Origin of the sequence: Pseudoalteromonas sp. SiA1 (assembly GCF_018732205.1) — a bacterium.
Lineage (GTDB): Bacteria > Pseudomonadota > Gammaproteobacteria > Enterobacterales > Alteromonadaceae > Pseudoalteromonas > Pseudoalteromonas tetraodonis.
In genome coordinates this window covers 722,073-748,804 of the sequence record NZ_CP076084.1, presented here as the reverse complement: position 1 = coordinate 748,804, position 26,732 = coordinate 722,073, and the positions used below count along the sequence as shown (strand labels likewise).

24 protein-coding genes are annotated in these 26,732 nt (G+C 39.7%); 9 read left to right on the top strand and 15 right to left on the bottom strand.

Annotated features, from left to right (window positions below; genetic code table 11):
- Positions 1-67: 67 nt before the first annotated feature.
- The gene (locus tag KK487_RS03465; protein ID WP_013465392.1) at positions 68-1,510 is read right to left on the bottom strand and encodes an IS1182 family transposase; all 1,443 of its coding nucleotides are present in this window, start codon (positions 1,508-1,510) and stop codon (positions 68-70) included.
- Positions 1,511-2,013: 503 nt separating this feature from the next.
- Between KK487_RS03465 and KK487_RS03460 the strand changes: the two genes are divergently transcribed.
- Positions 2,014-2,601, top strand: a complete 588-nt coding sequence (locus KK487_RS03460; RefSeq protein ID WP_128583190.1) for a hypothetical protein — start codon at positions 2,014-2,016, stop codon at positions 2,599-2,601.
- 86 nt (positions 2,602-2,687) lie between these two features.
- On the top strand, positions 2,688-3,416 hold the full coding sequence (locus KK487_RS03455) for a hypothetical protein (RefSeq protein WP_128583189.1): 729 nt from the start codon (positions 2,688-2,690) through the stop codon (positions 3,414-3,416).
- A gap of 248 nt (positions 3,417-3,664) precedes the next feature.
- Here KK487_RS03455 and KK487_RS03450 read toward each other — a convergent pair whose 3' ends face one another.
- Genes KK487_RS03450 through KK487_RS03415 form a run of 8 tightly spaced genes read right to left on the bottom strand, consistent with a single transcriptional unit; the run spans position 3,665 to position 12,409 of the window.
- Positions 3,665-3,997, bottom strand: coding sequence for a DUF6488 family protein (locus KK487_RS03450; protein WP_128583188.1), 333 nt, complete (start codon positions 3,995-3,997; stop codon positions 3,665-3,667).
- A gap of 41 nt (positions 3,998-4,038) precedes the next feature.
- Entirely contained in the window at positions 4,039-4,563 is a 525-nt protein-coding gene (locus KK487_RS03445; RefSeq protein ID WP_128583187.1) for a hypothetical protein, read from the bottom strand.
- 43 nt (positions 4,564-4,606) lie between these two features.
- On the bottom strand, positions 4,607-5,302 hold the full coding sequence (locus tag KK487_RS03440; RefSeq protein ID WP_128583186.1) for a HupE/UreJ family protein: 696 nt from the start codon (positions 5,300-5,302) through the stop codon (positions 4,607-4,609).
- Positions 5,292-8,435, bottom strand: a complete 3,144-nt coding sequence (locus tag KK487_RS03435) for an efflux RND transporter permease subunit (protein WP_028834942.1) — start codon at positions 8,433-8,435, stop codon at positions 5,292-5,294. The genes KK487_RS03440 and KK487_RS03435 overlap by 11 nt, the downstream gene beginning before the upstream one ends.
- Positions 8,436-8,445: 10 nt before the next feature.
- A complete protein-coding gene (locus KK487_RS03430; RefSeq protein ID WP_193521952.1) occupies positions 8,446-9,678 on the bottom strand; it encodes an efflux RND transporter periplasmic adaptor subunit in 1,233 nt (410 codons plus the stop codon).
- Between the two features lie 16 nt (positions 9,679-9,694).
- Positions 9,695-11,020, bottom strand: coding sequence for a TolC family protein (locus KK487_RS03425; protein WP_128583183.1), 1,326 nt, complete (start codon positions 11,018-11,020; stop codon positions 9,695-9,697).
- Between the two features lie 13 nt (positions 11,021-11,033).
- Complete coding sequence (locus KK487_RS03420) at positions 11,034-12,023, bottom strand: M56 family metallopeptidase (RefSeq protein ID WP_028834939.1); 990 nt, start codon at positions 12,021-12,023, stop codon at positions 11,034-11,036.
- 2 nt (positions 12,024-12,025) lie between these two features.
- Positions 12,026-12,409, bottom strand: a complete 384-nt coding sequence (locus KK487_RS03415; protein ID WP_028834938.1) for a BlaI/MecI/CopY family transcriptional regulator — start codon at positions 12,407-12,409, stop codon at positions 12,026-12,028.
- 84 nt (positions 12,410-12,493) lie between these two features.
- On the opposite strand from KK487_RS03415, the gene KK487_RS03410 reads away from it, so the two are divergent.
- Positions 12,494-12,847 (top strand): DUF3147 family protein, encoded by a 354-nt coding sequence (locus KK487_RS03410; protein ID WP_028834937.1) that lies wholly within the window; start codon positions 12,494-12,496, stop codon positions 12,845-12,847.
- A 219-nt stretch (positions 12,848-13,066) separates the two neighbouring features.
- On the opposite strand, the gene KK487_RS03405 is transcribed toward KK487_RS03410, so the two are convergent.
- The 3 genes from KK487_RS03405 to KK487_RS03395 all read right to left on the bottom strand — a co-directional run bounded on the left by KK487_RS03405 (position 13,067) and on the right by KK487_RS03395 (position 15,318).
- The gene (locus KK487_RS03405; RefSeq protein WP_193521953.1) at positions 13,067-13,804 is read right to left on the bottom strand and encodes an HNH endonuclease family protein; all 738 of its coding nucleotides are present in this window, start codon (positions 13,802-13,804) and stop codon (positions 13,067-13,069) included.
- A gap of 41 nt (positions 13,805-13,845) precedes the next feature.
- Positions 13,846-14,907, bottom strand: coding sequence for a DNA polymerase IV (gene dinB, locus KK487_RS03400; protein WP_128583181.1), 1,062 nt, complete (start codon positions 14,905-14,907; stop codon positions 13,846-13,848).
- Positions 14,908-15,141: 234 nt separating this feature from the next.
- Positions 15,142-15,318, bottom strand: a complete 177-nt coding sequence (locus KK487_RS03395; protein ID WP_013464196.1) for a hypothetical protein — start codon at positions 15,316-15,318, stop codon at positions 15,142-15,144.
- Between the two features lie 316 nt (positions 15,319-15,634).
- Here KK487_RS03395 and KK487_RS03390 point away from each other — a divergent pair, with 316 nt between their 5' ends.
- From KK487_RS03390 to KK487_RS03380, 3 genes are all read left to right on the top strand, one after another.
- Positions 15,635-16,066, top strand: coding sequence for an acyl-CoA thioesterase (locus tag KK487_RS03390; protein ID WP_013464195.1), 432 nt, complete (start codon positions 15,635-15,637; stop codon positions 16,064-16,066).
- A 12-nt stretch (positions 16,067-16,078) separates the two neighbouring features.
- A complete protein-coding gene (locus KK487_RS03385; RefSeq protein ID WP_128583180.1) occupies positions 16,079-17,131 on the top strand; it encodes an aldo/keto reductase in 1,053 nt (350 codons plus the stop codon).
- A gap of 120 nt (positions 17,132-17,251) precedes the next feature.
- The gene (locus KK487_RS03380; protein WP_128583179.1) at positions 17,252-18,184 is read left to right on the top strand and encodes an ABC transporter substrate-binding protein; all 933 of its coding nucleotides are present in this window, start codon (positions 17,252-17,254) and stop codon (positions 18,182-18,184) included.
- Here the strand turns inward: KK487_RS03380 and KK487_RS03375 are convergent.
- The 3 genes from KK487_RS03375 to KK487_RS03365 all read right to left on the bottom strand — a co-directional run bounded on the left by KK487_RS03375 (position 18,117) and on the right by KK487_RS03365 (position 22,778).
- Entirely contained in the window at positions 18,117-18,737 is a 621-nt protein-coding gene (locus tag KK487_RS03375; protein WP_128583178.1) for a fumarylacetoacetate hydrolase family protein, read from the bottom strand. The genes KK487_RS03380 and KK487_RS03375 overlap by 68 nt on opposite strands.
- Before the next feature lie 242 nt (positions 18,738-18,979).
- Positions 18,980-21,496 (bottom strand): glycoside hydrolase family 3 protein, encoded by a 2,517-nt coding sequence (locus KK487_RS03370; protein ID WP_138764485.1) that lies wholly within the window; start codon positions 21,494-21,496, stop codon positions 18,980-18,982.
- A 16-nt stretch (positions 21,497-21,512) separates the two neighbouring features.
- Complete coding sequence (locus tag KK487_RS03365; protein ID WP_013464191.1) at positions 21,513-22,778, bottom strand: sugar MFS transporter; 1,266 nt, start codon at positions 22,776-22,778, stop codon at positions 21,513-21,515.
- A gap of 251 nt (positions 22,779-23,029) precedes the next feature.
- Between KK487_RS03365 and KK487_RS03360 the strand changes: the two genes are divergently transcribed.
- The 3 genes from KK487_RS03360 to KK487_RS03350 are packed head-to-tail and all read left to right on the top strand — an operon-like array spanning position 23,030 to position 26,721.
- Positions 23,030-24,364, top strand: coding sequence for a GH1 family beta-glucosidase (locus tag KK487_RS03360; RefSeq protein ID WP_058154240.1), 1,335 nt, complete (start codon positions 23,030-23,032; stop codon positions 24,362-24,364).
- A 15-nt stretch (positions 24,365-24,379) separates the two neighbouring features.
- Positions 24,380-25,708 carry a glycoside-pentoside-hexuronide (GPH):cation symporter gene (locus KK487_RS03355; protein ID WP_058154239.1) on the top strand — a complete coding sequence of 443 codons (1,329 nt, stop codon included), beginning with the start codon at positions 24,380-24,382 and terminating at the stop codon, positions 25,706-25,708.
- An 11-nt stretch (positions 25,709-25,719) separates the two neighbouring features.
- Entirely contained in the window at positions 25,720-26,721 is a 1,002-nt protein-coding gene (locus KK487_RS03350; protein WP_138764484.1) for a LacI family DNA-binding transcriptional regulator, read from the top strand.
- Positions 26,722-26,732: the final 11 nt, after the last annotated feature.

The following is a 26,732-nucleotide window of genomic DNA, read 5'->3' as shown; positions in this document are numbered from 1 at the left end:
AACCATCTAGGATGGTTGCGATCGATTTTTTCTCAGTATCACAATTTTCTCCGCGCGAGCGAAACTGCTATAGCAACGCTACTCTAATCGCTTTACTTAGACCATTAACTCCCATAATTGTGAGCATTCTTCTGAAGTTGTAAGCCAGAACATGAAGACTTATTTCTGTACTCACGCTTTTTAAACCTCGTGTTAGTAAGTGGGTAGCTCCCATCCAGAGTTTAATTGTGCCAAAGGGGTGCTCAACAGTTTGCTTGCGATGAAGCATCAATTCAGGTTCATTCTTTAGCTTTTGAAGCATTTCTTCTGTCAGAATCTCATGCACCCACCGCCTTATTCGCCTAGGGTCTTTTTTAGAGTTAGTGCACTGACTTCTTATTTTACAATCTCGACAAGCAATGTGATTGAAGTAAACATCAAGGTATTTACCTTGCTCAAATACCTGCATTCGATTTTGAAGTTCATTACCAGCGGGGCATAAGTAAATATCTTTATTTGCATCGTATTTGAAGAGTGAGCGGTTAAATATCCCTTTCTTTTCAGAGGACGATGTATCCGTCTTGGGCATGATTGGCTCTGCACCCAAATCGATAGTGTCTTTTATATCGGGCTGACTGAAGTAACCTTTATCTGCTAATACCCTTATATCTTCCTTGCGCAATGCTTTTTGTGCGAGTTTTGTCATTGACGCAAGCTGGCCTCTATCTGGCACGTTGGTCACCTCATGCGCCACTATAAGGTGGTGCTTGGTATCAACCGCACTTTGCACGTTATAACTCACAACTCTTGTAAAACCTTGAGTTTTCATTAAACGTGAATCAGGATCAGTAGTGGATATTTGCTTGTCAGGATGAGCTTCAACTTGTTCTTTAATCTCGTGTAGTTTTTTTAACTGGCTGCGAAAGTCAGCTAGCCTATCTTTTGTGGCTTTAATTTTTGTGACGTTAGCTTGCTCTTTATCGGCTTCATCAAGTAATTCAAGGTAACGTTCAATGTTCTTTTCGACTCGGTCGATGTGGAATTTAACTTTGCTTGGCGTAAAATTATTGCCTTTGTTGTTGCTAGCTTTAAACTTACTACCATCGATGGCAACAACTGGTTTCTCAAACATATTCAGACGACGGCAGACTTCAACAAACGTTTTGCACACATTTTTTATACCATCTCCGTTGTCTTTTCTAAAATCAGCAATCGTTTTAAAGTCGGGTGCCAACTTACCAAGTAGCCACATCAGTTCAATATTGCGTTGGCATTCGGTTTCTAATCGGCGGGATGATTGAATACGGTTGAGGTAACCATAAAGATACAGTTTTAATAATGTGGCTGGATGATACTTAGGGCGACCTGTGGACTTTAAAGTTAATCCTTTAAACCCCAATTCAGCTAGATTTAGTTCCTCAATGAAAACATCAATCACTCTGACCGTATTATCTTCACTGACGTAATCTTCCAACGATTCTGGAAATAACGTTGATTGGTCACGACTTTCACCGCTTATAAACTTTGACATACTGCCTCAACCCTCAACTGAATCAATAGTCTAATTATATAAATATCAGTATATTAAGTGAACTAAATGTATAGATTAATAGATCATAAGCAGAACATACTTAGACCAAAAGGTGATCAGAGTTTTCACACAGTCTGGGCACAGAGACGTCCTTCGGCTCTAGCTCATTTTTGTCCATTGACGAGTTATAAATATAACTCGTCTTTGCCCCTTTATGAGTTAACTCAAATACCCTATAGGTCGGCTTTGAGCGAGAAGCGGACACTGAGGTTTGCTAAATATCGTCGTTAATTGATTTGTTAAACTACTCTTTGCGCATATATTTATGGAAATGAGCGCTGCGCGCATATTGATTCACTTAACTTTACCTAAAAAATTTAGAAAACTTAGTGATAGTAATACCTTAGGTAATTTGTTAAAACATATATAAAGTATATAAATGAGCGTGGACTCGGCAGGAATATGCGAGATGAGCGCACTATTAAATTGCAAGGAGGTAATGTATGTCATTTTCAGACATGATGAATGATCAATTATTGTTGCGTAAACAAAGTGGTAAAGTCGTAGAAGGTATAAAATCAGCTGTAACCCCTAATGTAATAATAACTGAGCGTTATGATGTACCAATTGAATCGGGTGACCTCTTAGTCCGTAAACTTCCTAGTGGGCTTGAGGAAACTTTTAAAATTATAGATCCCGGCTTTTATCAAGGCATGAGTGGATTATCCTCTGGGTACAAAATTTCTTACAAGAAACTAGGAATTCCTGAAGCTGAAGCCGCAATTAAAAATATAACTTATAATTTTCATGGTCATAATGCTCGCGTAAATAATAACTCAACGGATAACTCTAATAACGTTGTAAATATAAATAATGAATTATCTGAAAGTGTTGAGGCTTTAAAGGCTGAAATAAACCGCCTTGAATTATCGGCCGAAGAGAAATCTGAAGCAATAGAGGTCGTTAGCGCAATAGAAGAACAGTGTAAAAATGAACGTCCAAGTAAGGTTGTTGTAAGCGCACTGATTAAGTCTTTGCCAACAGCAGCATCCATAGCTTCAATTGGCTCCCTTATTGTTTCGTTACTCTAAAGCCAGCAGTAATTACAATTTAACAAACGCATATTGTCGGATTGGTTTTCCGCTGCGCACCAAACCAACCGCAATTGAGGTTTTCGATGAATCATACATTTATAGATAGATATTTTGAGAGCCAGCGTACATTGTTAGGGCTTGAATCAATCGATAAGCATGATGTAAATAGCTTGTTCACGTACTTGAACAACCTGCATTCAACAGCAGATAAGCTCAAAGAGTTATTTGATTGCAATATCAAAGACTTTCCTGAATTTAAGCTATTAAGAATTATTAGAAACTACTTTCATCATGTGGGTGATGTAGACGATGTTCGAATGCTAGTTTCTATAGAGGAAAATGTATATTTTGATCGTGTGCAACATTTAATCATTCCATTTGAAACTTTCGCAAAAAGTGTTAAGTCGTTTATCGATAATGCAATGGTGCCAGAAAGTAATAGGCAGTATGAGAAAAAGTTAAACTTTGTGAAAAAAGAGATGGCTTCAATTTCTGGATGCTATTCGTACAATGAAGACCTTCTAAATAATATGAAGATATTTTGTAACAAGCCTTCACTAAAACTTGATGGTGAGGTCTATGAACTTGGGTGCGATCTATTCAGGTTTATCTTTAACGTTACAAACTTGATTGCTGAAAAATGCCAAAAAATAGATGAATTAGCATGCAAACCTATCATCAAAGAGCTAGGTAATGAATTCTCAGTATCAAACAACATTAATCAAATAGATATGTATTGCACACCAAACAAAGTTCCAATAACTACGACTCAAGGAATGGTTTACGCAAAGAAAGTCGAACTAGTAATATAACAAGGCAATGAAAAAACGCTCACAAAAGCCGTGGGGCGGACTCAATACACTCGCCTTTTATTGCGGCGGCTCAATGTCTGAGATTGGCACTGAGCCGAACTTCGGCAAAGAGCGATAAGCAGACGGTCGGTTAAACTCGTTTTTGGACAGAAATGAGTTAAAGCCGACCAGTGGTTCTATGCCAAAAGCGGACTTGGTACAAAACAAAGGCACCTCTTGCTTCTATCAAAAGGTGCCTTCTTATTTTGTTAAAAGTCGTTTTTATCTTTAACCGATATAACTTGACCGTTTTTTGCAATTTGGAAGTAAAGCTTATCTTCGTTGCTAGCATTAGATGCACTAACTACATAGAAATTGTCTTCAACGCTAGCAATCGAAAGTTGCGACTTATCAATATTTTTCCATGACTCATCTAACTTACCGACTTCAAAACCAGCGCCTTTAAACGTCATTTTTTGAATATGTGTTGCAGCGATGATAACAGCTTTCTGACCGCTGATGACACCATGATCTCCATGTGCCTGTACATTACTAGTTAGCAAGGCACCACAAAGCGCAACGATTGATATTAGTTTGTTCATTTTAGTCTCCATTTGGTATGAAATTCGTAAAGTTAAATTCGTTATTGTTTAAGGCCAATAACTTCGTATTGCCCTTTAACCAGTAGCTGTACTGACACTGGTTTATCTGATTTGTTTTTCCAGTACCAACCATGAGAGCCTGCAAATGGGGTGGTATAACTGCCTTTCATTTCATTAGTTGTAGCAATAGCATAGCTTTCAAAATATCCCGTTGTGTCACCTTCAGGCTCACCATGTAAATCGAAGTACAATGGAGCACCATCGGTTAACCATTCATAAGTCATTTTTTCATGCTGCTTCATATAAAATTTATATTCGATGCCGCGTCCCGCAGGGACTGTCACTTCTATTGTTTGAAACTCATCCGTGCCTTTAGTTGTCTCTAATGACGTTGTTTCCATTTCAGCCGCTTGTGCAAGTGCTGTTAAACCTAACTTGTTGCCAATACCTGTCGGATCGATGTTGTACTCTGCTGGTAAGATAAAGGTAACCAGTGCAATAGCCGCGACAACGACTGCTGAAATACTCGCTTTAACGAGTGTTTTGGTACTAACTGTATGTTGCATAAAATTCTCTTTTATTTCTGTATTTCTATAAGTTAAAAATCGATTAAATAGTAAAGTAACCAGTAAGTTGTAAGCCCATCAACATCACACCAGCACTCATTAGTGCAGTATTCGTGACTGTCGAAAAATGTTGAAATGACGGCAGTTTTCTCCATGCATTTATCATGATCAAAATAAGTGCGAGCGCAGCAAATTGACCAAGTTCAACACCTAAGTTAAAGGCAATCAGGTTGGTAATAAGACCTTCATCAGCTAGGCTAAATTCTTGTAATTTGGTAGCTAAACCAAAGCCATGAAATAGACCAAAAATCAGCACCGCCCATTGGGTATTAGGCTGCCAATTAAAACAACGCTTAAAGCCACCTAGATTATCGAAGCCCTTGTAAATTACGGAAAAACCGATAATGGCATCAATTAAATAAGCGTTGACCTGTATGTCACTTAACACACCAAATAACAGAGTTGTACTATGTCCAATAGTAAACATGGTGACGTACAACAGTACGTCACGGCTACGATATAAAAAGAAGATAACACCCACTAAAAACAATAAGTGGTCATATCCCGTTATCATATGTTTAGCGCCTATGTATAGGAATGGAATAAACTGAACACCTGTATTCTGTTCCAAAAACGCTCTGGTTTTATCATCAACACCGTGAGCAAAGGCTTCAATGCTAACAAGTGCCAGCAACGCAACTGCCAAATAGGTTAACGCTTTAATCATATTATTTGGCATCTTGAGACTCCAATACTTCAACATCAGTCAAAATAGACTCCTTTTCTTTGTGTAAAATTCTGTATAAGGCAGGAATGACAAACAGAGTCAAAATCGTTGACGAAATAATGCCACCAATGACTACTGTTGCGAGAGGTCGCTGAACCTCTGAGCCAATCCCTGTATTTAAAGCCATCGGAATAAAACCTAATGATGCGACCAAGGCGGTTGTTAATACAGGGCGAAGTCGAGTAAGTGCACCGTCAAATATTGCTTTATCAAGTGCCAATCCATTTTTACGTAACTCTCTAATGAACGACACCATAACCAGTCCATTTAGAATTGCTATGCCCGATAAGGCAATAAAACCAACGGCTGCCGAAATTGAGAACGGAATATCACGTAACAATAGAGCAGCTATACCACCTGTTAATGCTAATGGAACACCTGTGAAGATGATCATTGCATCTTTAAATGAGCTAAGCGCTAGTATCAACAATCCGACAATCATAATTAAGGTGACTGGTACAACAATACTCAGTCGCTCAGAAGCGGATTGCAGTTTTTGGTAGGTGCCGCCATATTCCACCCAGTAACCAGCCGGAATTTCAACACTTTCATTAATTGCAGTTTGGATATCCGCAACAAAACTTCCTAAATCTCTTCCGCGAACATTGGCAGTAACCACAACCCTACGCTTACCATTTTCGCGGTTAATTTGGTTAGCACCAGATACAAGCTCAATTTCAACAAGTTCTTGCAGTGGCACTGAATGACCGTCAGCCAACATAATCGGTAAATAAGGAAGTTCATCAATATTATTTCGTTTTGATTCTGCTAGGCGTACTACAATATCAGAGCGCACATCGCCTTGATAAAACTTACCTGCGACAGTACCACCCATCGCAGTTGCCACTTGAGATTGCACTTGGCTAATACTAATACCAAACTGCATCAATTTTTCACGCTTTGGTACTAAGTTAAGCAGTGGTAATCCCGTTGTTTGCTCGACTTGAATGTCTGCAATGTTATCAACTTGCGAAATAGCACCTTCTATCTCATCACCTAATGCGGTTAAAGTTTCAAAATCATCACCAAATACTTTAATGGCAAGCTCGGCTCTAACCCCAGCTAATAGCTCATTAAAACGCATTTGAATGGGCTGTAAGAACTCATAGCGGTTGCCCGGAATCGGCTCAACAAGTGCGGCCAATTCTTCTACGATTTGTGCTTTAGTTTTGTCTGGATTAGGCCATAATTCACGAGGCTTTAAGATAATAAAGTTATCTGCAACACTTGGTGGAACCGCATCGGTTGCCACATCTGCCGTGCCTATCTTAGCAAAGACACGTTCAACTTCTGGCATTTGCTTAATTTTATCTTCTAACGATTCCTGAAGTGCTACAGCCTGAGATAGTGACGTACCGGGAATACGTAAGGCGTGCATGGCAATATCACCTTCATCCAGATTAGGCGCAAATTCACTACCTAACTTAGTCGCTTGATAGCCAGAAAATATAACTAAAAGTGATGCCGCAATTATCACTAACCAACGTGCTTTCAATACCCATTTCAAAGCAGGTTTATAAAGGACCGCAGCGCCACGAATAAGTGGACTGTGCTTTTCTTTTACTGGCTTTTTAAATAGTAAGGCAACCATTGCTGGTACGAAGGTTACCGAAAGCAACATAGCACTCAGTAATGCAATAACTACAGTGATCGCCATTGGATGGAACATCTTTCCTTCTACGCCTTCAAGAGCGAAGATAGGCAGATAAACTACGGTGATAATAAATACACCAAATAATGCGGGACGTATCACTTCTCTTGTTGCTTCGAACACTAACTCTAAGCGTTCTTTTAGCGATAACGGGTTATTTCCAGCCTGACTTAGCCTGCGGAGACAATTTTCTACGATAATAATGGCACCATCGACTAACAAACCAAAATCTAACGCCCCCAAACTCATCAAGTTTGCACTCACCCTTGTATGCACCATACCTGTTACTGTCATCAACATGGCAAATGGGATCACTAATGCGGTTAAAAATGCAGCCCTGAAATTGCCTAGTAGTACAAAGAGCACAACAATAACCAAAATGGCCCCTTCAATTAGGTTGAGCTGTACGGTTTTTAAGGTTTTATCAACTAATTTAGTGCGGTCATAAACAGCGGTTGCGACAATCCCTTCTGGTAAAGTGGCGTTAATTTCTTTGAGCTTTTCTCCCACGGCATGGGCAACGGTGCGGCTGTTTTCGCCAATAAGCATGAACACCGTACTCATCACCACTTCACGACCATTTTGTGTAGCAGCACCAGTTCTTAGCCCTTTACCGTTTTCAATATCGGCTACGTCTTTTATATAAATTGATGAACCATCAAGCGACTTAAGCGGAATATTACCAATGGCAGTCATATCAGTAACCTGACCGGGCAGCCTTAATAACCACTGTGCGCCATTTTGCTCTATAAAGCCTGCGCCTTGATTTTGATTGTTTTGTGCGATGGCATTAACCACATCGGCTTGTGATAGTCCAAAAGCAAGTAGCTTTTCAGGTTTAAAGGCGACTAAAACCTCCCGTTCAAATCCGCCTATAGGGTTCACCTCTACAACACCGGGTACACGCATTAACTGTGGTCTTATGGTCCAGTCATGTACGGTTCGTAAATCCATTGGTGTAATAGGCGTGCCATCAGCATGTGTTGCATCAGGCTCAGCATCAACCGTGAACATAAAGATTTCACCAAGACCTGTAGCTATTGGCCCAAGTTGAGGCTCTAAGCTTTGAGGCAACTCAGCTCGTGCCGCAGACAAACGTTCATTGACTAGCTGACGGGCAAAATAGATATCCGTATCATCGCTAAATATCGCTACCACTTGCGATAAACCGTAGCGAGAAACCGAACGCGTATAGGTTAAGCCCGGTAAACCTGATAACGCAGTTTCTAACGGAAAGGTTACTCTTTGCTCAACTTCCAAAGGTGTAAAACCAGCCGCCTCAGTATTGATCATTACTTGAACATTGGTGATATCTGGTACAGCATCAATGGGTAGTTTGGTAAAGTTCCAGATACCAAGCCCTGAAACAGCAAGTACCATCACCATCACAAGGAATTTGCGCTTTATTGAAAAGCGTAAAATTGATTCCAACATTTATACGCTCCTAATGATCATGTGATGCGCCAGACTTTTCAATGTCGGCTTTTAAGATGTAGCTATTATCAGTCACGTATTCTGTACCTGTTTTTAATCCACCTAGAACTTCAATCCATTCACCTCCGGCTCTTCCAAGCTCAAGCATACGGACTTCGTATTGTTTACCGACTTTGGCATAGACAACGGTGAAATCTCTAAAACTTTGCAAACCAACACGCTTAACAGCAAGCGGCACATCGATTGTTGCTACTTCAATATTTGCTTTAACGAAGTTTCCTTCTGCAAGTTCAGCATCTGCTAATTCAACCCAAACCATTCTTGCTTGATCATCTCTCACGCTTGGCTCAATAAATGACACCTCACCTACAAGGGGGTTCTCATGACCTTCAATGTTTAACGTAACTGGCGTTTCCAGTTTAACCTTGGAATAATCCGAAGGATAAACCGCTAATTTGGCAATATGGCGATTAAAATTGGTAATGGTGAGTAAGGTTTTACCATTGGTTTGCTCACCCGCGTTTGCGAATAACTGGGTAATAACACCATTAATGGGCGCTTTAATAACGTAGGGCTTAAGACTTTCATTACTTTCTACTGTGAATAGCGTTTGCCCTTTTTTAACGATTTCACCGAAATTGACGTGTAATTTGGTGATTTCACCATCAAAACGCGCTGCAATGTTTCGCTTAGCGCCCACAGGTAAACTTAATTTTCCATAAGCAGGAATGGTTTGATGAATTGTCGCAGGGCCTGCAATTTCAGTGTTGATTTCCATTGCATCGGCAACTGCCTGTTCAATTGTGGTGCGACCCTCGAAGTTGTCATATCGCCAATTGTACTTTTTACCCTGATAAGTTGCTTCAATGGCAACGACAAAAGAGTGAGGCTCATAAATCACCATATCACCGCGAAGAAAGTCACCTTGGGCATTGAAGTTAATATCATCAGTGCCATCGCCTAGACGGATTAACTTTACGTTTAAACTAACTTTCGCTGGGTCAATAGGTTGCCCTTCATTTGTTGCCCAAACACGAAATTCTGGCGGCACGCCTGTTTCAAAAATAGAGAGTTCAATTGCAAAATCACCTTCTCGTAACATGCGCCCACGGTGTGGACCTTTCTCTGGTTCAGCTTGCTCAGCCGCAGGTGATGATGCCGCAACAGCATTAGGTGCGACGACGCCTGTTAATGAGATAAGTATCGCCAAACTCAATGACGACAGGATATTTTTATTTTTCATAAGTTTGCTCACGGTTCTACTCGCTATCACTAACGGACACGCCAGTTAGGCGTTGAATTTCAATATGTTGTAAGTGCAAAGATTGATAAGAATCAAGTAACTGATTTTGGGCGCTGAGTAGCTCTCTACGGATATCACTCCACTGGTTGTAGCTAAGTTTGCCGATATCAAATGCCTGACTTGCTTCAGTCAATGCGGTTTCTAGTACAGGAATAATTTCAGCTTGAATCGTTTCAATGACATGGTGGGAATGCGCCATTTCTTGCAATAGCACATAAAGCTGTGCATCAAGTTTCTGCATTAACGCTTGTTGCTGACTTGCCAGAACATCTTGTTTTGCGCGTAAGGCAGCTATTGTTCCTGCATTTCTATTTTCACTTCCCCAAGGAATAGAGACACCCGCCACTAAACCAAAATCATTGGTCGTTTCATATCGTCTTAGTCCAGCAGTGAATTGCCACTGAGGTTTGGCTTCAATACGTGCGAGTTCCATTTGAGACTGGGCGATACGTTGTTCATTAGCAAACTGCTGTATTTGCGGGATTTGCTTAAGCTTGTTTAGTTGGCTTTCTACAGATGGAATTTCCGGCTTAAGCATTAAATTCCCCGTTAACTTAAGCTCTGCCTGAGGCTTACCCCATAAGGATGACAGTTGATAATGGCTGGCTTTTAATTCGTGCTCTAAATCTTCGACAGCGAGATTTCTTCGAATTAGCTCAGCTTGAGCCAAGCGCATTTCAACAGTAGAACTTTTGCCTGCTTTTACTCTTTTGGCAATAGCGTCAACCACTTCCTGTGCCTGAGATACCGCTAATTGATTGAGTTTCAGGCGCTCTTGTTTTATCAAGATTTCAACAAACTGCTTAGCAACAATCGCAGATAAATCGAGGGCTTTTATTTTTTGCTCGACTATTACTGCACTTGCTTGGCTTTTTGCCGCATTAACTCTGCCATCAATTTGATCTTGTTGAAGCAACCAAGAGTAGGTGAGCGTTGATTGCATACTTTTTAATGCACTATGCTCACCAGTCCCTAACGCATCTTCAATCATTAAACCTATTTGAGGACGCTCTCCAATTCCAGCTTGCTCGATATTACCTTGCCACAAGGCTTCTTGAGCTATCAAGGCTTTTAATTCAGGATGACTTTGTAGAGTCATGGTCACAGCCTTGCTTAAATTTATAACCTGATGTGATGACTGTGATTGCTGCTGGATTTGCGCATTAGCCAAAAAGGGAGTTGATGTTACTAAACCAGCCCCCGTTGTTAAAAATAGACCAACAGCCAAAAACCGATTGCCGGTCGGTTTTTTTCTGTTGCTTTTATAAAGATTAAATCTCATTCCATATCCTTAATTAATGGATGAAAAAAGTTTCGATAAAGTGATGAAAACTATCGACAGTGGATGCCGCTAGTACTGGCATAGTTGCCAATAATGCTAGAGTAATGATGAAAGTAGTAAGTGACGGTTTATTAATTGGATTTAATAAACCTTCAACACGAAGACTCGTGTAATCATGTCCGAAGTAGCTAACAGACGCCTGATCGCAATCCGTAGGAAGTGCTTTTTGAAGTCTAGCGACATCAATTAATGTCTGTGCGATATCAAGGTGGTCGTATTCTTTTGTGACCTCATTGTCGGCCATCTTTTCCGTCATTAAGACATATTGCTCGATTAGGGTTTGTTTTATACGTGACGGATAGAAGCTGGCAAGTGCCGTGAAAAGCACTTTAAATAACGGGTCTCTTGCCGTTACATGAGCCAGTTCATGATTAACGATGATATTAAGTTGTTCATCGCTAACTTGGGTTTGTAGTCCGGTTGATACATATATCTTGGGAGATATAAAACCTGTAGTAAAGGCAACAGGCACTTTAACAGGCATCAATAAATATTGATTGCCATTAGTCGTCCTAGCATCTTGTGCATCAGTAAAGCTTAGTAAACTCGATAATGCGATGGACTGTTTGGTTCTAGCAAAGGTAGTCTTAGTTACGCGCCAAGCTAAATAGATTAGTGCTAAAAGTAAGGTTAACGCGTGCCAACTTGAAAAGCTAAAAATATCGATATGGTGCCAATGGGCAAAATCTTCGAACCAGCTTATGTTAAAAACTTTATCAAACCCTAACGAGTAAGGCATAAAGTAACTAATACAAGAAAAGGCTATCCACCAAGGTGCACTCACTAGTGACCACAATATAAACTTTTGACTATTAAAACTGACTTGTTCGAGTCTGAACAACACAAAACGAGATACGACAGCAACAGTTGCAATACCTATCACAAATGCAAGCACTGAAACACTGAGCAAATTTAGAACGATTGCCATATCTCCAACTAACATAATTAAGCCCGCTCCTTTCTAAGCTGGCGTTGTTTCTCGATCATTTTTTCTAATGTATCGAGTTGTTCGTCATTAAGCTGTGCCGAAGCAGAACTGAACGCAGCAATTAAGCTATTTTCACCATCATCAACAAAGTCACTGGTTACATTTGAAATAAGTTGAGCAATTAAGCCTTCACGATCTACTCTGGCTGAATAACAATACGCATGGCCTTGTTTAGTGCGTTTAAGTAATTCTTTTTTAAATAACCTATCAAGCGTACTTTGGATAGTATTTAACGAATTACCACGAGCTAACCCCAGTACTTTATGTACTTGCTTTGCATCCGCTTCTTTCACATTCCAGAAATGTTGAAGCACTAACTTTTCTAGTTCACCTAACTGCATAACACTTTACTCTATTTAATTCGTTGGCTATATTGTCACAACAAAAACCGATAGGCAATCGGTTTTTTCATTTAAGGACATTATATGGGTTGGCTAATAACTAAGTATTTGATCACCGCTACGGTCATTGTCGCGGCATCAGAGCTAGCAAAACGAAATGATAAACTAGGCGCACTAATAGTGGCCTTACCGACAGTCACAATTTTAGCCATGATTTGGTTATATGTTGAAAAGCAGCCGTCAGAGAAAATAGCCAATCACGCTTGGTACACCTTTTGGTATGTACTTCCCACATTGCCCATGTTTTTACTTTTCCCCATGCTGATGCAGCGCTACAGTTTTTGGCTATCGTTACTCATCAGCTCATTAATAACTGTAATTTGCTTTTGGCTGTTTTCTTTATTGCTGAAGCAGTTTGGAATAGATTTGCTTCCTTGAGGTTAACAGCAAGGTCCGTTGTTCGCCCCACAGCTGCCATTAGAGTATTTACGTTAACGCGTAATGGGGCAAAAGCTTCTTAGAGTTATTGTATTAGTCGATAGTGATACTCATTAAAATTAGTAACAAGTTCGACTTTTAATGGCTGTATGAAAATACTTATATCTGTATTAGTCCAAAAAATCGCATGTATAATTAAATTTTTTATACCTATTATACTTATCCACAATAGCTTTTCTTAAGGCTTGATATTTTGTCTGCTTCGAGTTTGGATAAATTTAATTCGTAAGTTTTATAAACTCGTTGAAATCTTAAAATATACTGACATTGATTTTTAGGCGGTAACCACTCGTCAGGTCCCTTATCACCTTTGCTTCTATTTAAACTAGACTCAACACTTAATAAGTTAGCAGGATCATTAGCAAACTTTATACGTTTTTCATTTGTCCATTTATTAGCACCATGTTTCCACGCCCAAGATAAGGGAACAACATGATCGATATCTATTTCTGAGGCTTTAAAAATTGTATTCCCTGTAAAGGGGGATATCCATTTACCTGATTCAACTTTGCACATTCTGTTCGATTTAAACCTAACCTCTACTAATGATTGAGAAATTAAAGCTTCCATTCTAGAGTTTTGACAATCACCATCTTCATCAGCCCAGCCATTACCAAACTTGTTTCTTGAATATTCGGATCTATCTGCTAATTGCTGAGGTATCTTGTCAGGAATCGCTTGTTTACTCCCAGAAGGTTTTCCTTGCCTTTTAGGTAGCCTACCGCCTGATTCAAGGCAGGACTTTATCGAATTAAATGAATGAAAATTTTTAGTACGAGCATAATAAGGAGTATTTTCGTCGTGACAGATACCACTCTTTGATTTTTTGACTATTGATGCATCAATGTCATTTGAAAACAGAAAAGCGAAAAAAATAAACAACAAATAACGCTTCATATTACTCCCTAATCAAATAATGAAAAATATAAGGTTTAGTATTACTCAAACCCCAGTCCAAGCTGCAAGCTACGTTCTTCGGGTTCTTGTAACCCGATATGAATACCAAGCAATCTCACAGGCTTTCCCTTCCCCCTGACTATTGCTTCCGATAACAGTACGTTCAATAAATCTAAGCTAATTTCACTAGCTTTCTGCTCTTTTGTAGTTTGTTGGAAGTCGCTAAATTTAACCTTTACCCCAAGCTTATTCATAAAACGAGTCTCAAGGTACTTTGATGAACGACGCTTTAACTCAGGTAATAACTTATCAACTATTATCGCTTCAAGTTCACTTTGTGAACTAATATCGAACTCAAAAGTTCTCTCAACCCCAACAGACTTCCTTATACGGGTTACTTCGACTTCTCTATCATCTTTCCCATGACTACGATTCCATAATACGTGACCATATTTCCCAAAATTACTCGCTAAGAAGCTTTCATCAGAGCGCCTTATATCACCACAGGTTTCAAATCCAAGAGCCTTAAGCTTTTCAAAAGTTACTTTGCCCACACCGGGAATCTTTTTTAATGGTAGTGTCTCTAGAAACTCCCATACCTGATCTGGTTTTATTGTACATTGGCCGTTTGGCTTGTTTAGGTCAGAAGCTACTTTAGCGACGAATTTAAGCGGTGCAATCCCTGCGGAAGCAGTTAAGCCTGTAGCTTTTAGTATCTCATCCCTAATCTCTTGAGCAATCAAGGTAGCAGAACCTTGGTGAAGTGAGGAGTCGGATAAATCTAAGTAGGCTTCATCAAGTGACAATGGCTCTATTTTATCTGTGTACTTTTCAAAGATGCCATGAATGATTTGGCTGGTCTCTTTGTACACTTCCATTCTTCCGGGAACTACAACCAGACCGGGACACTTTTTAAGAGCTAACCCAGTTGGCATTGCCGAACTAATACCATACTGCCTTGCAATATAATTACAGGTAGAAAGAACCCCTCGACGATCAGATTTACCTCCAACAGCAACTGGCTTATTAGCTAATGATGGATTGTCTCTTATTTCAATTGAGACATAGTATGCATCCATATCAATGTGAGCGATTTTTCTCATTAGTACTATGTAAAAACTGTCAATATTGACAATGTATTATTTGGAGTATCAGTTTCAATCATATCCAAGCCCTTTATTTCCCTTCGATAAACAGGCTGTCATCTAATTTTGTCAAGGTGTTGACAAGTTAGATAAGATATCTATATGAATAAACTTTTTCATCACACAATAACAACTGTTTATTTATACAGCTATTATTGTGGAATCACTTTTAATTAGCAAGCATGTTATTGCTTAAAAAGAGCGTTTACTTTTCTTTGGCTTATTAAAACAATACATCCAAAATAAAATTTCTAAAGAAAAGCCTAATAAAATCAAAACAATTGCCCCAGCCTCATTACCCATAGCGTAACAAGTAAACGACGCTATAAAAACGGTGCATGCCAATAACCAATTAATTATATTCTGCATAGTTATCTCCTTGTGTGTTAATAGTTACTATAGCCATGAATTTAAAGAGGTACAATTTTTACTCAAGGGTTTTTATTTAGCACTGTTGTTTTTTTAAGGTTAAGGTTTGTTCAATCTGAGGCAGTTTACTCACGGCGCGAGGTTTATAGCCTAATTGTTTAAATAAAAAAGGCGCAAAGCTTCCATGTCCTGCTTACGTCCCTTATTTACATCCATGAGGGCAATACAGAGTAGCTCCACCCCTAGTTATAATTCCCTTGAGCTCATCCGACCATATTGCTAATCTAAATGCTTTAAAACTAAGAGCAATAAATACATGGAAACGTTTAAACAACAACACCCTATTCATACCGATATCACTGTGGCATGGGGCGATATGGATGCCCTACAGCACGTTAATAACTGTGTTTACCTGCGTTATTTTGAAATAGCCAGAATCGATTTTTTAAATAAATTAAATTTATTTGAGACTATTAATGCGAAAGCCACTGGCCCTGTGATCAGTGAAAATAATATTCGCTACAAACGCCCTGTAACGTTTCCTGACACATTAAGCGTAGGTATTACCATTAGTGATATAAAATCTGACCGCTTTGTAATGAACTACAGCGTGTTTAGTCATGCACAAAACGCGATAACAACCACCGGCATGTCAAAAGTGGTCATGTTTGACTTTAAAACAGGCCAAAAAGCCACGATCACAGAGCCATTGTTATCGGCTTTAAAAGCAAACTCTCAAACCGAATAATTAGGATTAGCAATGCAATATAGTCAATTAGGCAGTAGTGGTGTTAGCGTTTCAAGAGTGTGTTTAGGTAGCATGACCTGGGGAGTACAAAACACCCAACATGATGCCGACCAACAGATAGCCTATGCGCTTGAGCAGGGTGTGAACTTTATTGATACAGCAGAAATGTATGCTGTTCCTCCCTCTCCCGATACCTACGGTAAAACAGAAGAAATTATAGGCAATTGGATAGCACGTAATTCACAAAAACGAAAAGACATTGTTATTGCAACTAAAATTGCAGGGAATGGACTTTCTTGGGTACGTGATGGCGGCAATATTACCCGCCAAGCTGTTATTGATGCGGTTGATCATTCTCTAAAACGCCTACAAACCGACTATATTGATTTATACCAGCTACACTGGCCAAATCGCCGTACCCCTCACTTTGCTAGGCAATGGCCTGGTATGCTTAAATTTACCGATGTTGATGCAAAACAACACACCGCTGATATGCTTGATATTTTAGAGGGGTTAGATGCGTGTGTTAAAGCAGGAAAAATTAAGCATTGTGGACTTTCTGATGATACGCCTTGGGGAATTAACCAATTTTTAAATTTAGCAAAAGAGCATAACTTGCCAAAAATGGTGTCTATCCAAAACGAGTTTAGCCTAGTACATGCCAAAGATTGGCCTTATTTAATAGAACAATGTGTACATGAAGATATTGCTTATTTACCTTGGTCACCATTGGCCGCAGGGCTATTAACCGGTAAGTACCTAAATGGAGCACGCCCTGAAGGCTCCCGCTGGACATTTATGCAGCGTAACGGTATTTTTCGTGATACGCCACAATCACAACAGGCGACCAAAGAGTATGTTGAACTTGCCCATGCACACGCTATCACCCCAGCTCAATTAGCGCTGGCTTGGTGTAATCAAGTTGATGGAGTGACATCATCTATTATTGGTGCCACTACTATGGCGCAATTAAAGGAAGACATTGATGCGTTTGACCTAACACTGAGCGATGACGTGTTATCAGCGATTGATATCATATTTAGAAATAATCCAATGCCTTACTAATGAAATCAAGCAAAGGGTAAATGTTATTCAATAATGTTGATTCTTTGCTATTCTTTATGTTTATTTTCTAAACATTATCGGTATAATGCGCAGCAAATTTTCAAGGACGATCTATTTGTTATGTTGCCTCTTCGTTTTTTATGCCTGAGCACTTTAGTGATTTTTTCTCTTTATAGTCACACTCTAATAGCAAAACCGGTAGAGGAAATTTTATGGCTACAAAGTAAAACCCCTCCATTTCATTTAGATGCTGATGATTCCCAATCCGGCTTATGTGATAATTTAACTGAGCAACTCATCTCAACCATTAAAGGCGTTAAACATACTCGCTTAGTTTTACCGCAAAAGCGTATTAATAAATATATAAATGAAGGTAAAAACGTCTGTTTCCCATGCGCTATTTATAAGCACAGTGCAAATAAACAGTTTATATATTCAATACCTACGTCTATTTACCCCCCATTTAATATCATTACTACCGCAGCAAAAGCACCTGAATTAACCACAAAACATGGAATCCCTATAAACTTAGTTAGTTTGCTTACTGATGAGAGCTTTACTTACGGTCAAGCTGATGCTCGCAGATTTTCTGTGCAGATTAACAATATTATTGAAAATTCACTAACTCACTCCAATGTTTCTATGAGTTGGAGTAGTGATAATGAAAGCGGTGTTGTAATGGAGCGCTTAAAGCATGGGTCTTTAGATTATTCGCTTGATTACCCATTTATAACTAGTTACTTCAATAAAGGTAATCAATCAAATATCGTAAACCTAGCAATTGCACAAAATAAAAATAAATTAGTCCCCATAGCGGTTGGCTGTGCCACCAATGCCCCTAATGACTTTGCATCACAAGCAATTAAAAAAATCAACCACGCACTAAAAAATAGCATTTTAGTCTCTGAGCAATACAAAAAAAACCAAGAATACTGGTTAAATGAACACTTTGAAGACTTTAATAAAACATATTCTCAGCATGTCCTTAACTTTGACTCACAGACCAATGATGCTCCAATAAACACTGCTGACCAGAATAAAGAGCAACGTTGAACTCTCGTCCAGTACTAACCATCCCTACGCCAGCAGGCGTGCCAGTCATAATAATGTCGCCTTCTTCGAGGCTTATAAACTGACTAACCTCAGCCAATATTTGTGCAGGTTGGTGCAACATAAGTTGGCTATCACCATGTTGAACCGGCTTGCCATCAATATGTAATTCAAATATAAACGATGTCATTTCTGGCGTTAATTCAATAAACTCACTAAATAATGCTGAGCCATCGAATGCTTTAGCACGTTCCCACGGCAAGCCCTTTTCTTTTAAACTGCTTTGCAAAGCTCGCTTAGTCAAATCAAGTCCAATCCCTACGCCCACAAGTTGTTTATTTTTAACCACAAAGCATAATTCAGTTTCATAATGTAGCATATCACCGTTATGGGAAGAGAGTAAGGTATTAGTGATCGCGCTATTAGGCTTATTAAAAATTACCATTTGCTCAGGGTGTTCGTTGTTTAATTCAGCAATATGCGCACTGTAATTGCGCCCCACACAGACTATTTTTGAAGGCTGTATGCTCTGCGAAGCCAGCTTTATTTGATTCATTCTCTCACCTGTTAATTACATAACGCGTTTAATATTTCGGCATACTCTCAAATAATTAACGCAAAAGCGAATGCAGTTTTATTATGTTTTTATGATAACTATTGAGCTGAATATAATCAATCACATAGAATGGAATAAAAGTAAGAAGGGACTAATTTGGCAGGTTTTTGTATACGCGGTTTTAAAGCAATAAGCAGGTACATTTAGTACCTGCTTATTGATGTTTGTTAATAGGTTATTGACTACTTACAAGTAACACTACTTTGCTCTACAGCATTTGCTGTAATAGCCAGCTTAGCAATAGATACATGCCAATCACCTTGCGTGCTTAACTGCCAAGGGGTGAACACTTGTGCTAAGTCAACACCTTGCTCTGCAAAACAACTTAAGTTGATGTTTAATGTTTGCCATTGACCTGATTGCTCAAGGTTATCAGTAATATCAAACTTACCCTGACAACTCTCACCACACCCCATACCAACCCATAACGGACTAGCCGCGGCTTTATCTACTTTAATTTGTATTTGCAGCTGACCATTGTTTTCAACGTATGAACGTAAGTCAGATGGAAACGCAGCCGCTAAATTAACGCCAGCCATTGCTTGGCCATTAAAACGAATAGCGCGTGCATCTTCTTGCACCTCTTTATCAAATGTTTGGATGCTCACCGCACCTAATGACTCGCGACTGCTCGCCACCGTTTTTTGTTGCTCGCCACTTTTTAAAACCAGTGACCACGGTGCTTTAATTGCACGCTCAAACAATACTAAATCATCCAATTTTTCAGTCTGTTGAGTTTGCTCCACCAAGTCATCTTTTAAGACATTACTATCGTTGTAAGTTAAACCAAAACCATAAGGAAGTAATGGGCTGTAAGCTTCGTCGTTACGGTTTTCATTATCGATTGGATTATTAGGCCATGAAAAAGATAGCTTGCCTTTAAAGTCATGATTAATAGAGCCGTCTGCATTTTTAAACAAGACATCGCTAATAGCATCGCCTTCACTACCTGGAAGCCAAATAGCAACGAACGCATCACTGGCGTTAAGCTCAGCATTAACCCACATAGGGCGACCGCTTATAAATAATGAAACAACAGGGATTCCCGCATCTTTAAACTTACGCAGTAACGCTAAGTCGCTTTTATTACCGCGCTGGTATTCGAGGTTATCAACATCACCATTACCCTCTGCGTATGGTTGCTCACCAAACACCACAATGGCAACATCAGGGCGTGCAGTATATTCCCCTTCAACGCTCAGCGCTGCACTGCCACCAGCTTGCTCTACAGTATCTTTAATACCTGCATAAATAGAACTGCCACCAGGAAAATCACTGTTTTTATTACCTGTACCTTGCCACGTAACGCTCCAACCACCCGACTGCATACCTATGTTATCAGCCCCTATGCCTGCGACTAATACGTTGGTTTTAGGTGATAATGGCAGTAACTGCTGCTTATTTTTAAGTAATACTAAAGACTCGCGTACAGCCTGTTTAGCCACTGCACGGTGATCGCTACTACCAATAATTTCAGTTTTTCCAGACAGGGGACGCTTCGCAGGGCTTGGTTTATCAAATAACCCTGCACGCATTTTAACGCGTAAAATACGCGTTACTGCATCATTAATTCTACTGAGTGGGATTTCACCGCTATTAGCTTGGTTAACCAAGTTGCTAAATAATGGTTTCCACTCATCCGGTGCCATGTATACGTCTAAGCCCGCATTAGCCGCTTGAGCACAGTTACTATTAGAACAGCCTTTAACCTGCCCGTGGCCATTCCAGTCACCGACAACAAAGCCATCAAAACCCATCTTATCTTTAAGCACATCGGTCAGTAAATATTTACTGCCGTGAATTTTTTCACCATGCCAGCTATTAAACGAGGCCATTACCGTTTGTGCACCTGCACCCAAACCACCAACATAACCTTGAGCATGAAGCGCAAATAATTCTTCTTCAGAGGCGATATTATTACCTTGATCATCGCCATTCACAGTACCGCCATCACCTAAAAAATGCTTAACCGTACTGACTACCCGCGTATCTGATAAAAAGTCTTCATCAACAGCGCCTTGTAAGCCTTTAACAATTGAGGCTGAATATGCTTTTACTATTTCAGGGTCTTCAGAATACCCCTCGTAAGTACGACCCCAACGATCATCTCGCACTACGGCAACCGTAGGTGCAAATACCCAGTCAATACCGGTAACCATAACTTCACGCGCCGTTGCTGCGGCAATTTTTTCAATAAGTTCAGGGTTGTTCGCCGCCCCTAAACCAATATTATGCGGAAATAAAGTCGCACCAATCACATTGTTGTGTCCATGTACCGCATCAGTGCCCCACATTGTAGGAATCGTGCTGCCATCGAGGGAATCATCAATAGACGCTTGATACATCTTTTCAGCTAAATCAACCCAGTCTTCGGGGGTTGCATGTTTATTGTTATTTGGAAACGAGCCACCGCCGTTTAAATAGGAGCCAAAGCCATATTTACGCATATCTTCAACCGTAATATGACGAATTTCAGGTTGGATCATTTGCGCTATTTTTTGCTCTAGTGTCATGGTCTTTAGCATATCTGCGATTTTTTGCTCCATTTGAGCATCGCTTTTAATACCGGTTTCTATTGTTGGCCAAATTTCTTTTTGATTTGTCGCATCGCTAGCACTGTTAGAGGGTTGCGAACAACCGCTGCTGGCTATTGCTGCTAGCATCAGTGCAGTGACTGAAAAAGTTCGTTTAATAATCATAGCATTCACCTAAAACTCAAAGACGAGTTGACGTTGTTTTTTTTGCACCAAACAGCGCGAAGTAAGTAATATATAAATAGCAGCCAATAGGCAGTATAAGCGCTAGTTGCACACCGATATTGTCAGCCAGCATACCTTGTAGTAATGGAATAATAGCTCCACCTACAATCGCTAAGCATAAAATACCCGACCCCTGTGAGGTGTATTTACCCAAGCCTTGAAGCGCTAAACTAAAAATAGTAGGGAACATAATAGAGTTACACAGACCAACCAATAAAATAGCCCACATAGCGAGTGACCCTTGACCTGTCATTGCAATTAACACTAACACACCGGCCAAAATACCATGACAAGCTAACACCTTGGCTGCATTTAATTTTTGCATAATCGCAGCGCCAGCAAATCGCCCTATCATTGCACCTGCAAAATAATAGCTAATATAATGTGCAGCTTGTTGCTCTGGTAAACCTGCAATATGGTCAAGGGTTAAAAAGCCGACTAAAAAGCTACCAATCGCAACTTCAGCACCTACATAAACAAAAATACCAATAGCGCCCAAAATAAGATGGCGATATTTCCAAACACTGCCTAAGTCAACAAACTCAGTGTCACCTTGATTTTCAGCTTCACTATCAATCGCTTTACCGAGTTTAGGTAACTTCAAAAAAGCAAAAATAATAGCCAGTGTTAGTAAACTTGCACTGAGCATTAAGTAAGGGAACTTAACTTCTTCGGCTGTAGCTTGACTAATTTCAGACAAAATCAACCAACTACCAAATAATGGCGCAACCGTTGTTCCTAAAGAGTTAAAAGCTTGGGTCATGGTTAAACGCGAAGACGCTGTTTTTGCAGGCCCTAATACGCTTACATAAGGGTTAGCAGAGACTTGTAAAATAGTGATCCCTGAAGCAAGCACAAATAAAGCAAGTAAAAATAGTTCGTAAACATGTGCCTCTGCAGCGGGGTAAAATAATGCACACCCTATCGAAGCAACAACCAAACCAACAACAATACCAAATTGGTAACCTATTTTACTAACGAGTTTTCCTGCAGGAATTGACATAACAAAGTAGGCACCAAAAAAACAAAATTGTACCAACATTGCTTGGGTGTAATTAAGGGAGAACATTCCCTTTAAATACGGAATTAAAATATCGTTCAGGCAGGTAAGAAAACCCCACATAAAAAATAAGGTCGTAAGCGATGTTAACGCAAAGGTGTGTGTAGACCCTGGTTTTTGGCTGTTTTCTGCTGCCGGTAGTGGCTGTGTGATATGTGCCATAGTATAATCTCTAATTATTTATAATTATCAGATTGTTACCTCTATTTAATTGCGTTTAGTAAAACTTAAAAAGCAGATAATAGTTGCAACACCAAATGTAAGCGCTTACATTTATAGCATACAGAGAAAATTTATCAATTTATTTACAAATAATATTGTAAGCGCTTACATTGCTGTATTATACAATTTCTATTGCTTAGCTAATTACGGTAAAGCGCATTATTATTGCAAGCTTAAGGACGTATCTCATTGTGTTTAAAACAATTTCTTTGCCAGGCACGTCAGCCCTTTTAAAATCGCCGTTTATTTTTGGTGTTGCCACGGCCTCTTTTCAAATAGAGGGAAGCCACAACACGCGCCTACCATGTATTTGGGATACTTTTTGTAGCAAACCAAACACCATTGCAGATAACAGTAACGGCAATCACGCCTGTGAGCATGTAAAATATTGGCAACAAGACGTTCAAATGATTGCCGATTTAGCCGTTGATGCCTATCGACTTTCTATTTCTTGGCCCCGCGTTTTACACCAAGATGGAAGTTTAAACATTCAGGGCATGGCGTTCTATAAGTCATTACTACAAGCTCTTAAAGCACGCAATATTAAAACTTATGTCACTTTATATCACTGGGATTTGCCACAACATTTAGAAGACAACGGTGGTTGGCTAAATCGCGATACCGCGTATCAATTTGCTCATTACGCTCATATAGTAACTCAGCAACTAGAGGGCTTAGTGGATTCTTATGCGACCTTAAACGAACCGTTTTGTAGTGCCTACCTAGGCTATGAAATAGGGGTACATGCACCAGGCATAAAAAGTCAAAAAGCAGGACGCCAAGCGGCGCACCACTTATTACTCGCCCATGGACTTGCGATGCAAGTGATACGCAAAAACTGCCCTAAGATAGAGGCCGGTATTGTGCTTAATTTTAGCCCTGCCTATCCATTTACTCCTGACGATGAACGCGCTGCTAAATTAGCTGATGACTATCATAACCAATGGTATATTCAAGCAGTGCTGGAAGGCCGCTACCCTGAAGTGATTAAGGAGCTTGCAAATGATGCAAAACCTGATGTTGCAAATGGCGACATGGCAATTATTAGCCAAAAAATCGATTTTTTAGGGGTTAATTACTATACTCGTATCCATTACAAAAATACGCCAGATCATTGGTTTAGCGAAGCTCCTTTAGAAAATATTGCCACCACTGATATGGGCTGGGAAATATACCCACAGGGATTGTGTGAACTCCTACTTGCATTAAATGATCGTTACACGCTACCCAAAGTATATATAACTGAGAACGGTGCAGCGATGGCCGATGTATTAATAGATGGAAAAGTAGATGACATACATCGTATCAATTACTACCATACACACCTTAATGCCGTTCATAATGCCGTTGAGCAAGGCGTTAATGTGCAAGGCTACTTTGCATGGAGTTTAATGGATAATTTTGAATGGGCCTATGGCTATGAAAAACGCTTTGGGCTAGTCTATGTTGATTACCAAACTCAACAACGCACCTTAAAACAAAGCGCAATTGCGTATCGTGATTTTCTTAAACAGCGCCAAAAATAATAATGAGTGGCTTTTATGCTGAGTAAAAAAGAAAAAATAGCTTATGGCCTAGGTGACACGGCAAGTAATATTATTTTTCAAACCGTAATGCTATTTTTAACCTTTTTTTACACCGACATTTTTGGTATTTCGCCTGCTGTTGTTGGTACCCTTTTTTTAGTCGTCAGAGTCATTGATGCAGTTACAGACCCAATAATGGGCGCCCTGACCGATGCCACTCATACAAAATACGGTAGCTACCGACCGTACCTACTTTGGCTTGCCATCCCCTTTGCTGTTATAAGCGTGATTACCTTTACTACCCCCGCGATGGATGACGGCAACAAAATTATTTACGCGTTCGTTACCTACACCTTGCTAATGTTGGTTTATACCGCAATTAACATTCCTTATTCGGCACTTGGCGGCGTACTCAGTAGCAATCCTAACGAACGGGTTTCTATTCAATCATATCGATTTGTGTTTGGCATGCTGGGGGGGTTATTGGTTACGAGCTGCACTTTACCTTTAGTAAAGTGGTTTGGGGAGGGTAATAACGAGTTGGGCTATCAACTCACCATGCTGGTTATGAGTTGCCTTGGTGTAGTGTTATTTCTAATTTGTTTTCGTTACACCAAAGAGCGGGTGATCAATCCACCACATAAATTATCTTTAAAAACACAACTTCACGTTTTATGGCAAAATCAGCCGTTTAAAATATTGTGTATGGCAGCACTGATATTATTGACCAGTATGGTGCTGCGCACGACATTAGCTATTTACTATGTAAAGTATGTTCTTGGAAAAGAAGATTTAATCACCGAATTTGTGACTTTAGGTATGGTCGGTAATATTATAGGCTGTGCGTGTGCGCAACCTTTAAGTAAACGCTTAGATAAAAAAACGGCTTATATTTATCTGCAATATATTTCTGCCATATTGAGCTGTTTTGCTTTTTTTGTCCCTAATGAGCAAGTTTTACTCGCCTTTTTAATGTATTTTTTATGGTGCTTTTTCACTCAAATGGCGACACCTTTATTGTGGGCAAAAATGGCAGATGCTATTGACTACGGAGTTTGGCAAAATGGTCAACGACTCACAGGTATGGTTTATGCAAGCGTGGTATTTTTTATCAAATTGGGGCTCGCATTAGGCGGCGCTATAGCGGGTTGGTTACTTGCGTATTATCAGTATCAAGCCAATGTAGAATTAAGCGAAGCAACTAAAAGCGGTATTTTAACCTCATTTACACTCTACCCTGCTATTGGCAGTATACTTGTGGCTTTAATAATGACTAAATACAACTTAGATAACAAAACCATAAAAAAAATCACCGCCGATTTAACACAAAAAAGTAATTTGTAACAAGGAATAGTATGGCCACCATTTATGAGGTGTCAAAGCTTGCAGGGGTATCACTTGCCACTGTTTCAAGAGTAATGAACAACAATGCAAACGTAAGTGATGCAACCAGAAAAAAAGTGACTTTAGCGATGGAAGAATTAGGCTACCGCCCAAATTCTATTGCGCAATCACTGGCCTCTAATTGCTCTAATAGTGCTGGCTTATTGGTTTCTGAGTTAAAAGGTCCTTTTTATGGCCCTATGATGAGCGGCATAGAAAACACCCTCAGAAAACAAGGTAAACACGTTATTATTACCGCAGGGCACAGTGACGCAGAGCGAGAACAACAAGGCATAGAGTTTTTAATTAGCCGTAATTGCGATGCACTTATTTTGCATGTTGAAGCGGTTAGCGATGAATATTTAATAAAGCTGAGCAAAGGTAAAACACCATTTGTTTTACTCAATCGCCATATTCCTGAGCTCACCGATCGCTGTATTATTCTTGATAATATTAAAGGGGGCTATTTAGCGACTAAATACATTCTTGAGTCTGGTCACAAAAACATTGCTTACATTAGCGGTCCTTTATGGAAAAAAGACGCTCAAGAGCGTTTAAACGGACATAAACAAGCACTTGCTGAACACGACATTGAGTTTGATGAAAACAGTTTGTATGAAGGTGACTTTATAGAGGACAGCGGCTACGAAGGATTTACTGCTCTTTATAAAAAAAATCCCGCCATTACCGCCTTAGTGTGCGCCAATGACGAAATGGCAACGGGTGCAATGGTCAGTGCCAGAGAGCATGGCATTGAACTACCCGCACAACTTTCAATAATAGGCTACGATAACGTGTTCTTTACCCGCCATGTATACCCCCCTTTAAGCACTATTAATTACCCAATAGATGAAATGGGAAAAGTAGCTGCACAGTGGGTACTGAGCCATGTATATCAAAAAAGCGTACAGCCTATTCAAACTTTATTTCAGCCCGAATTAGTCATACGCCAATCAGTCGTTAATATTACCTAGCTAATTATTAT

Excerpts from the sequence above, each read along its gene's own strand:
- KK487_RS03385 (WP_128583180.1), top strand. The coding sequence starts at position 16,079 with ATGCAATATAGTCAATTAGGCAGTAGTGGTGTTAGCGTTTCAAGAGTG.
- KK487_RS03415 (WP_028834938.1), bottom strand. The coding sequence starts at position 12,409 with ATGCAGTTAGGTGAACTAGAAAAGTTAGTGCTTCAACATTTCTGGAAT.
- KK487_RS03410 (WP_028834937.1), top strand. The coding sequence starts at position 12,494 with ATGGGTTGGCTAATAACTAAGTATTTGATCACCGCTACGGTCATTGTC.
- KK487_RS03365 (WP_013464191.1), bottom strand. The coding sequence starts at position 22,778 with ATGGCACATATCACACAGCCACTACCGGCAGCAGAAAACAGCCAAAAA.
- KK487_RS03375 (WP_128583178.1), bottom strand. The coding sequence starts at position 18,737 with ATGAATCAAATAAAGCTGGCTTCGCAGAGCATACAGCCTTCAAAAATA.
- dinB (WP_128583181.1), bottom strand. The coding sequence starts at position 14,907 with ATGAGAAAAATCGCTCACATTGATATGGATGCATACTATGTCTCAATT.
- KK487_RS03430 (WP_193521952.1), bottom strand. The coding sequence starts at position 9,678 with ATGAAAAATAAAAATATCCTGTCGTCATTGAGTTTGGCGATACTTATC.
- KK487_RS03370 (WP_138764485.1), bottom strand. The coding sequence starts at position 21,496 with ATGATTATTAAACGAACTTTTTCAGTCACTGCACTGATGCTAGCAGCA.
- KK487_RS03465 (WP_013465392.1), bottom strand. The coding sequence starts at position 1,510 with ATGTCAAAGTTTATAAGCGGTGAAAGTCGTGACCAATCAACGTTATTT.
- KK487_RS03450 (WP_128583188.1), bottom strand. The coding sequence starts at position 3,997 with ATGAACAAACTAATATCAATCGTTGCGCTTTGTGGTGCCTTGCTAACT.
- KK487_RS03460 (WP_128583190.1), top strand. The coding sequence starts at position 2,014 with ATGTCATTTTCAGACATGATGAATGATCAATTATTGTTGCGTAAACAA.
- KK487_RS03405 (WP_193521953.1), bottom strand. The coding sequence starts at position 13,804 with ATGAAGCGTTATTTGTTGTTTATTTTTTTCGCTTTTCTGTTTTCAAAT.
- KK487_RS03425 (WP_128583183.1), bottom strand. The coding sequence starts at position 11,020 with ATGAGATTTAATCTTTATAAAAGCAACAGAAAAAAACCGACCGGCAAT.
- KK487_RS03380 (WP_128583179.1), top strand. The coding sequence starts at position 17,252 with ATGTTGCCTCTTCGTTTTTTATGCCTGAGCACTTTAGTGATTTTTTCT.
- KK487_RS03435 (WP_028834942.1), bottom strand. The coding sequence starts at position 8,435 with ATGTTGGAATCAATTTTACGCTTTTCAATAAAGCGCAAATTCCTTGTG.
- KK487_RS03420 (WP_028834939.1), bottom strand. The coding sequence starts at position 12,023 with ATGTTAGTTGGAGATATGGCAATCGTTCTAAATTTGCTCAGTGTTTCA.
- KK487_RS03395 (WP_013464196.1), bottom strand. The coding sequence starts at position 15,318 with ATGCAGAATATAATTAATTGGTTATTGGCATGCACCGTTTTTATAGCG.
- KK487_RS03445 (WP_128583187.1), bottom strand. The coding sequence starts at position 4,563 with ATGCAACATACAGTTAGTACCAAAACACTCGTTAAAGCGAGTATTTCA.
- KK487_RS03390 (WP_013464195.1), top strand. The coding sequence starts at position 15,635 with ATGGAAACGTTTAAACAACAACACCCTATTCATACCGATATCACTGTG.
- KK487_RS03440 (WP_128583186.1), bottom strand. The coding sequence starts at position 5,302 with ATGCCAAATAATATGATTAAAGCGTTAACCTATTTGGCAGTTGCGTTG.
- KK487_RS03350 (WP_138764484.1), top strand. The coding sequence starts at position 25,720 with ATGGCCACCATTTATGAGGTGTCAAAGCTTGCAGGGGTATCACTTGCC.
- KK487_RS03355 (WP_058154239.1), top strand. The coding sequence starts at position 24,380 with ATGCTGAGTAAAAAAGAAAAAATAGCTTATGGCCTAGGTGACACGGCA.
- KK487_RS03455 (WP_128583189.1), top strand. The coding sequence starts at position 2,688 with ATGAATCATACATTTATAGATAGATATTTTGAGAGCCAGCGTACATTG.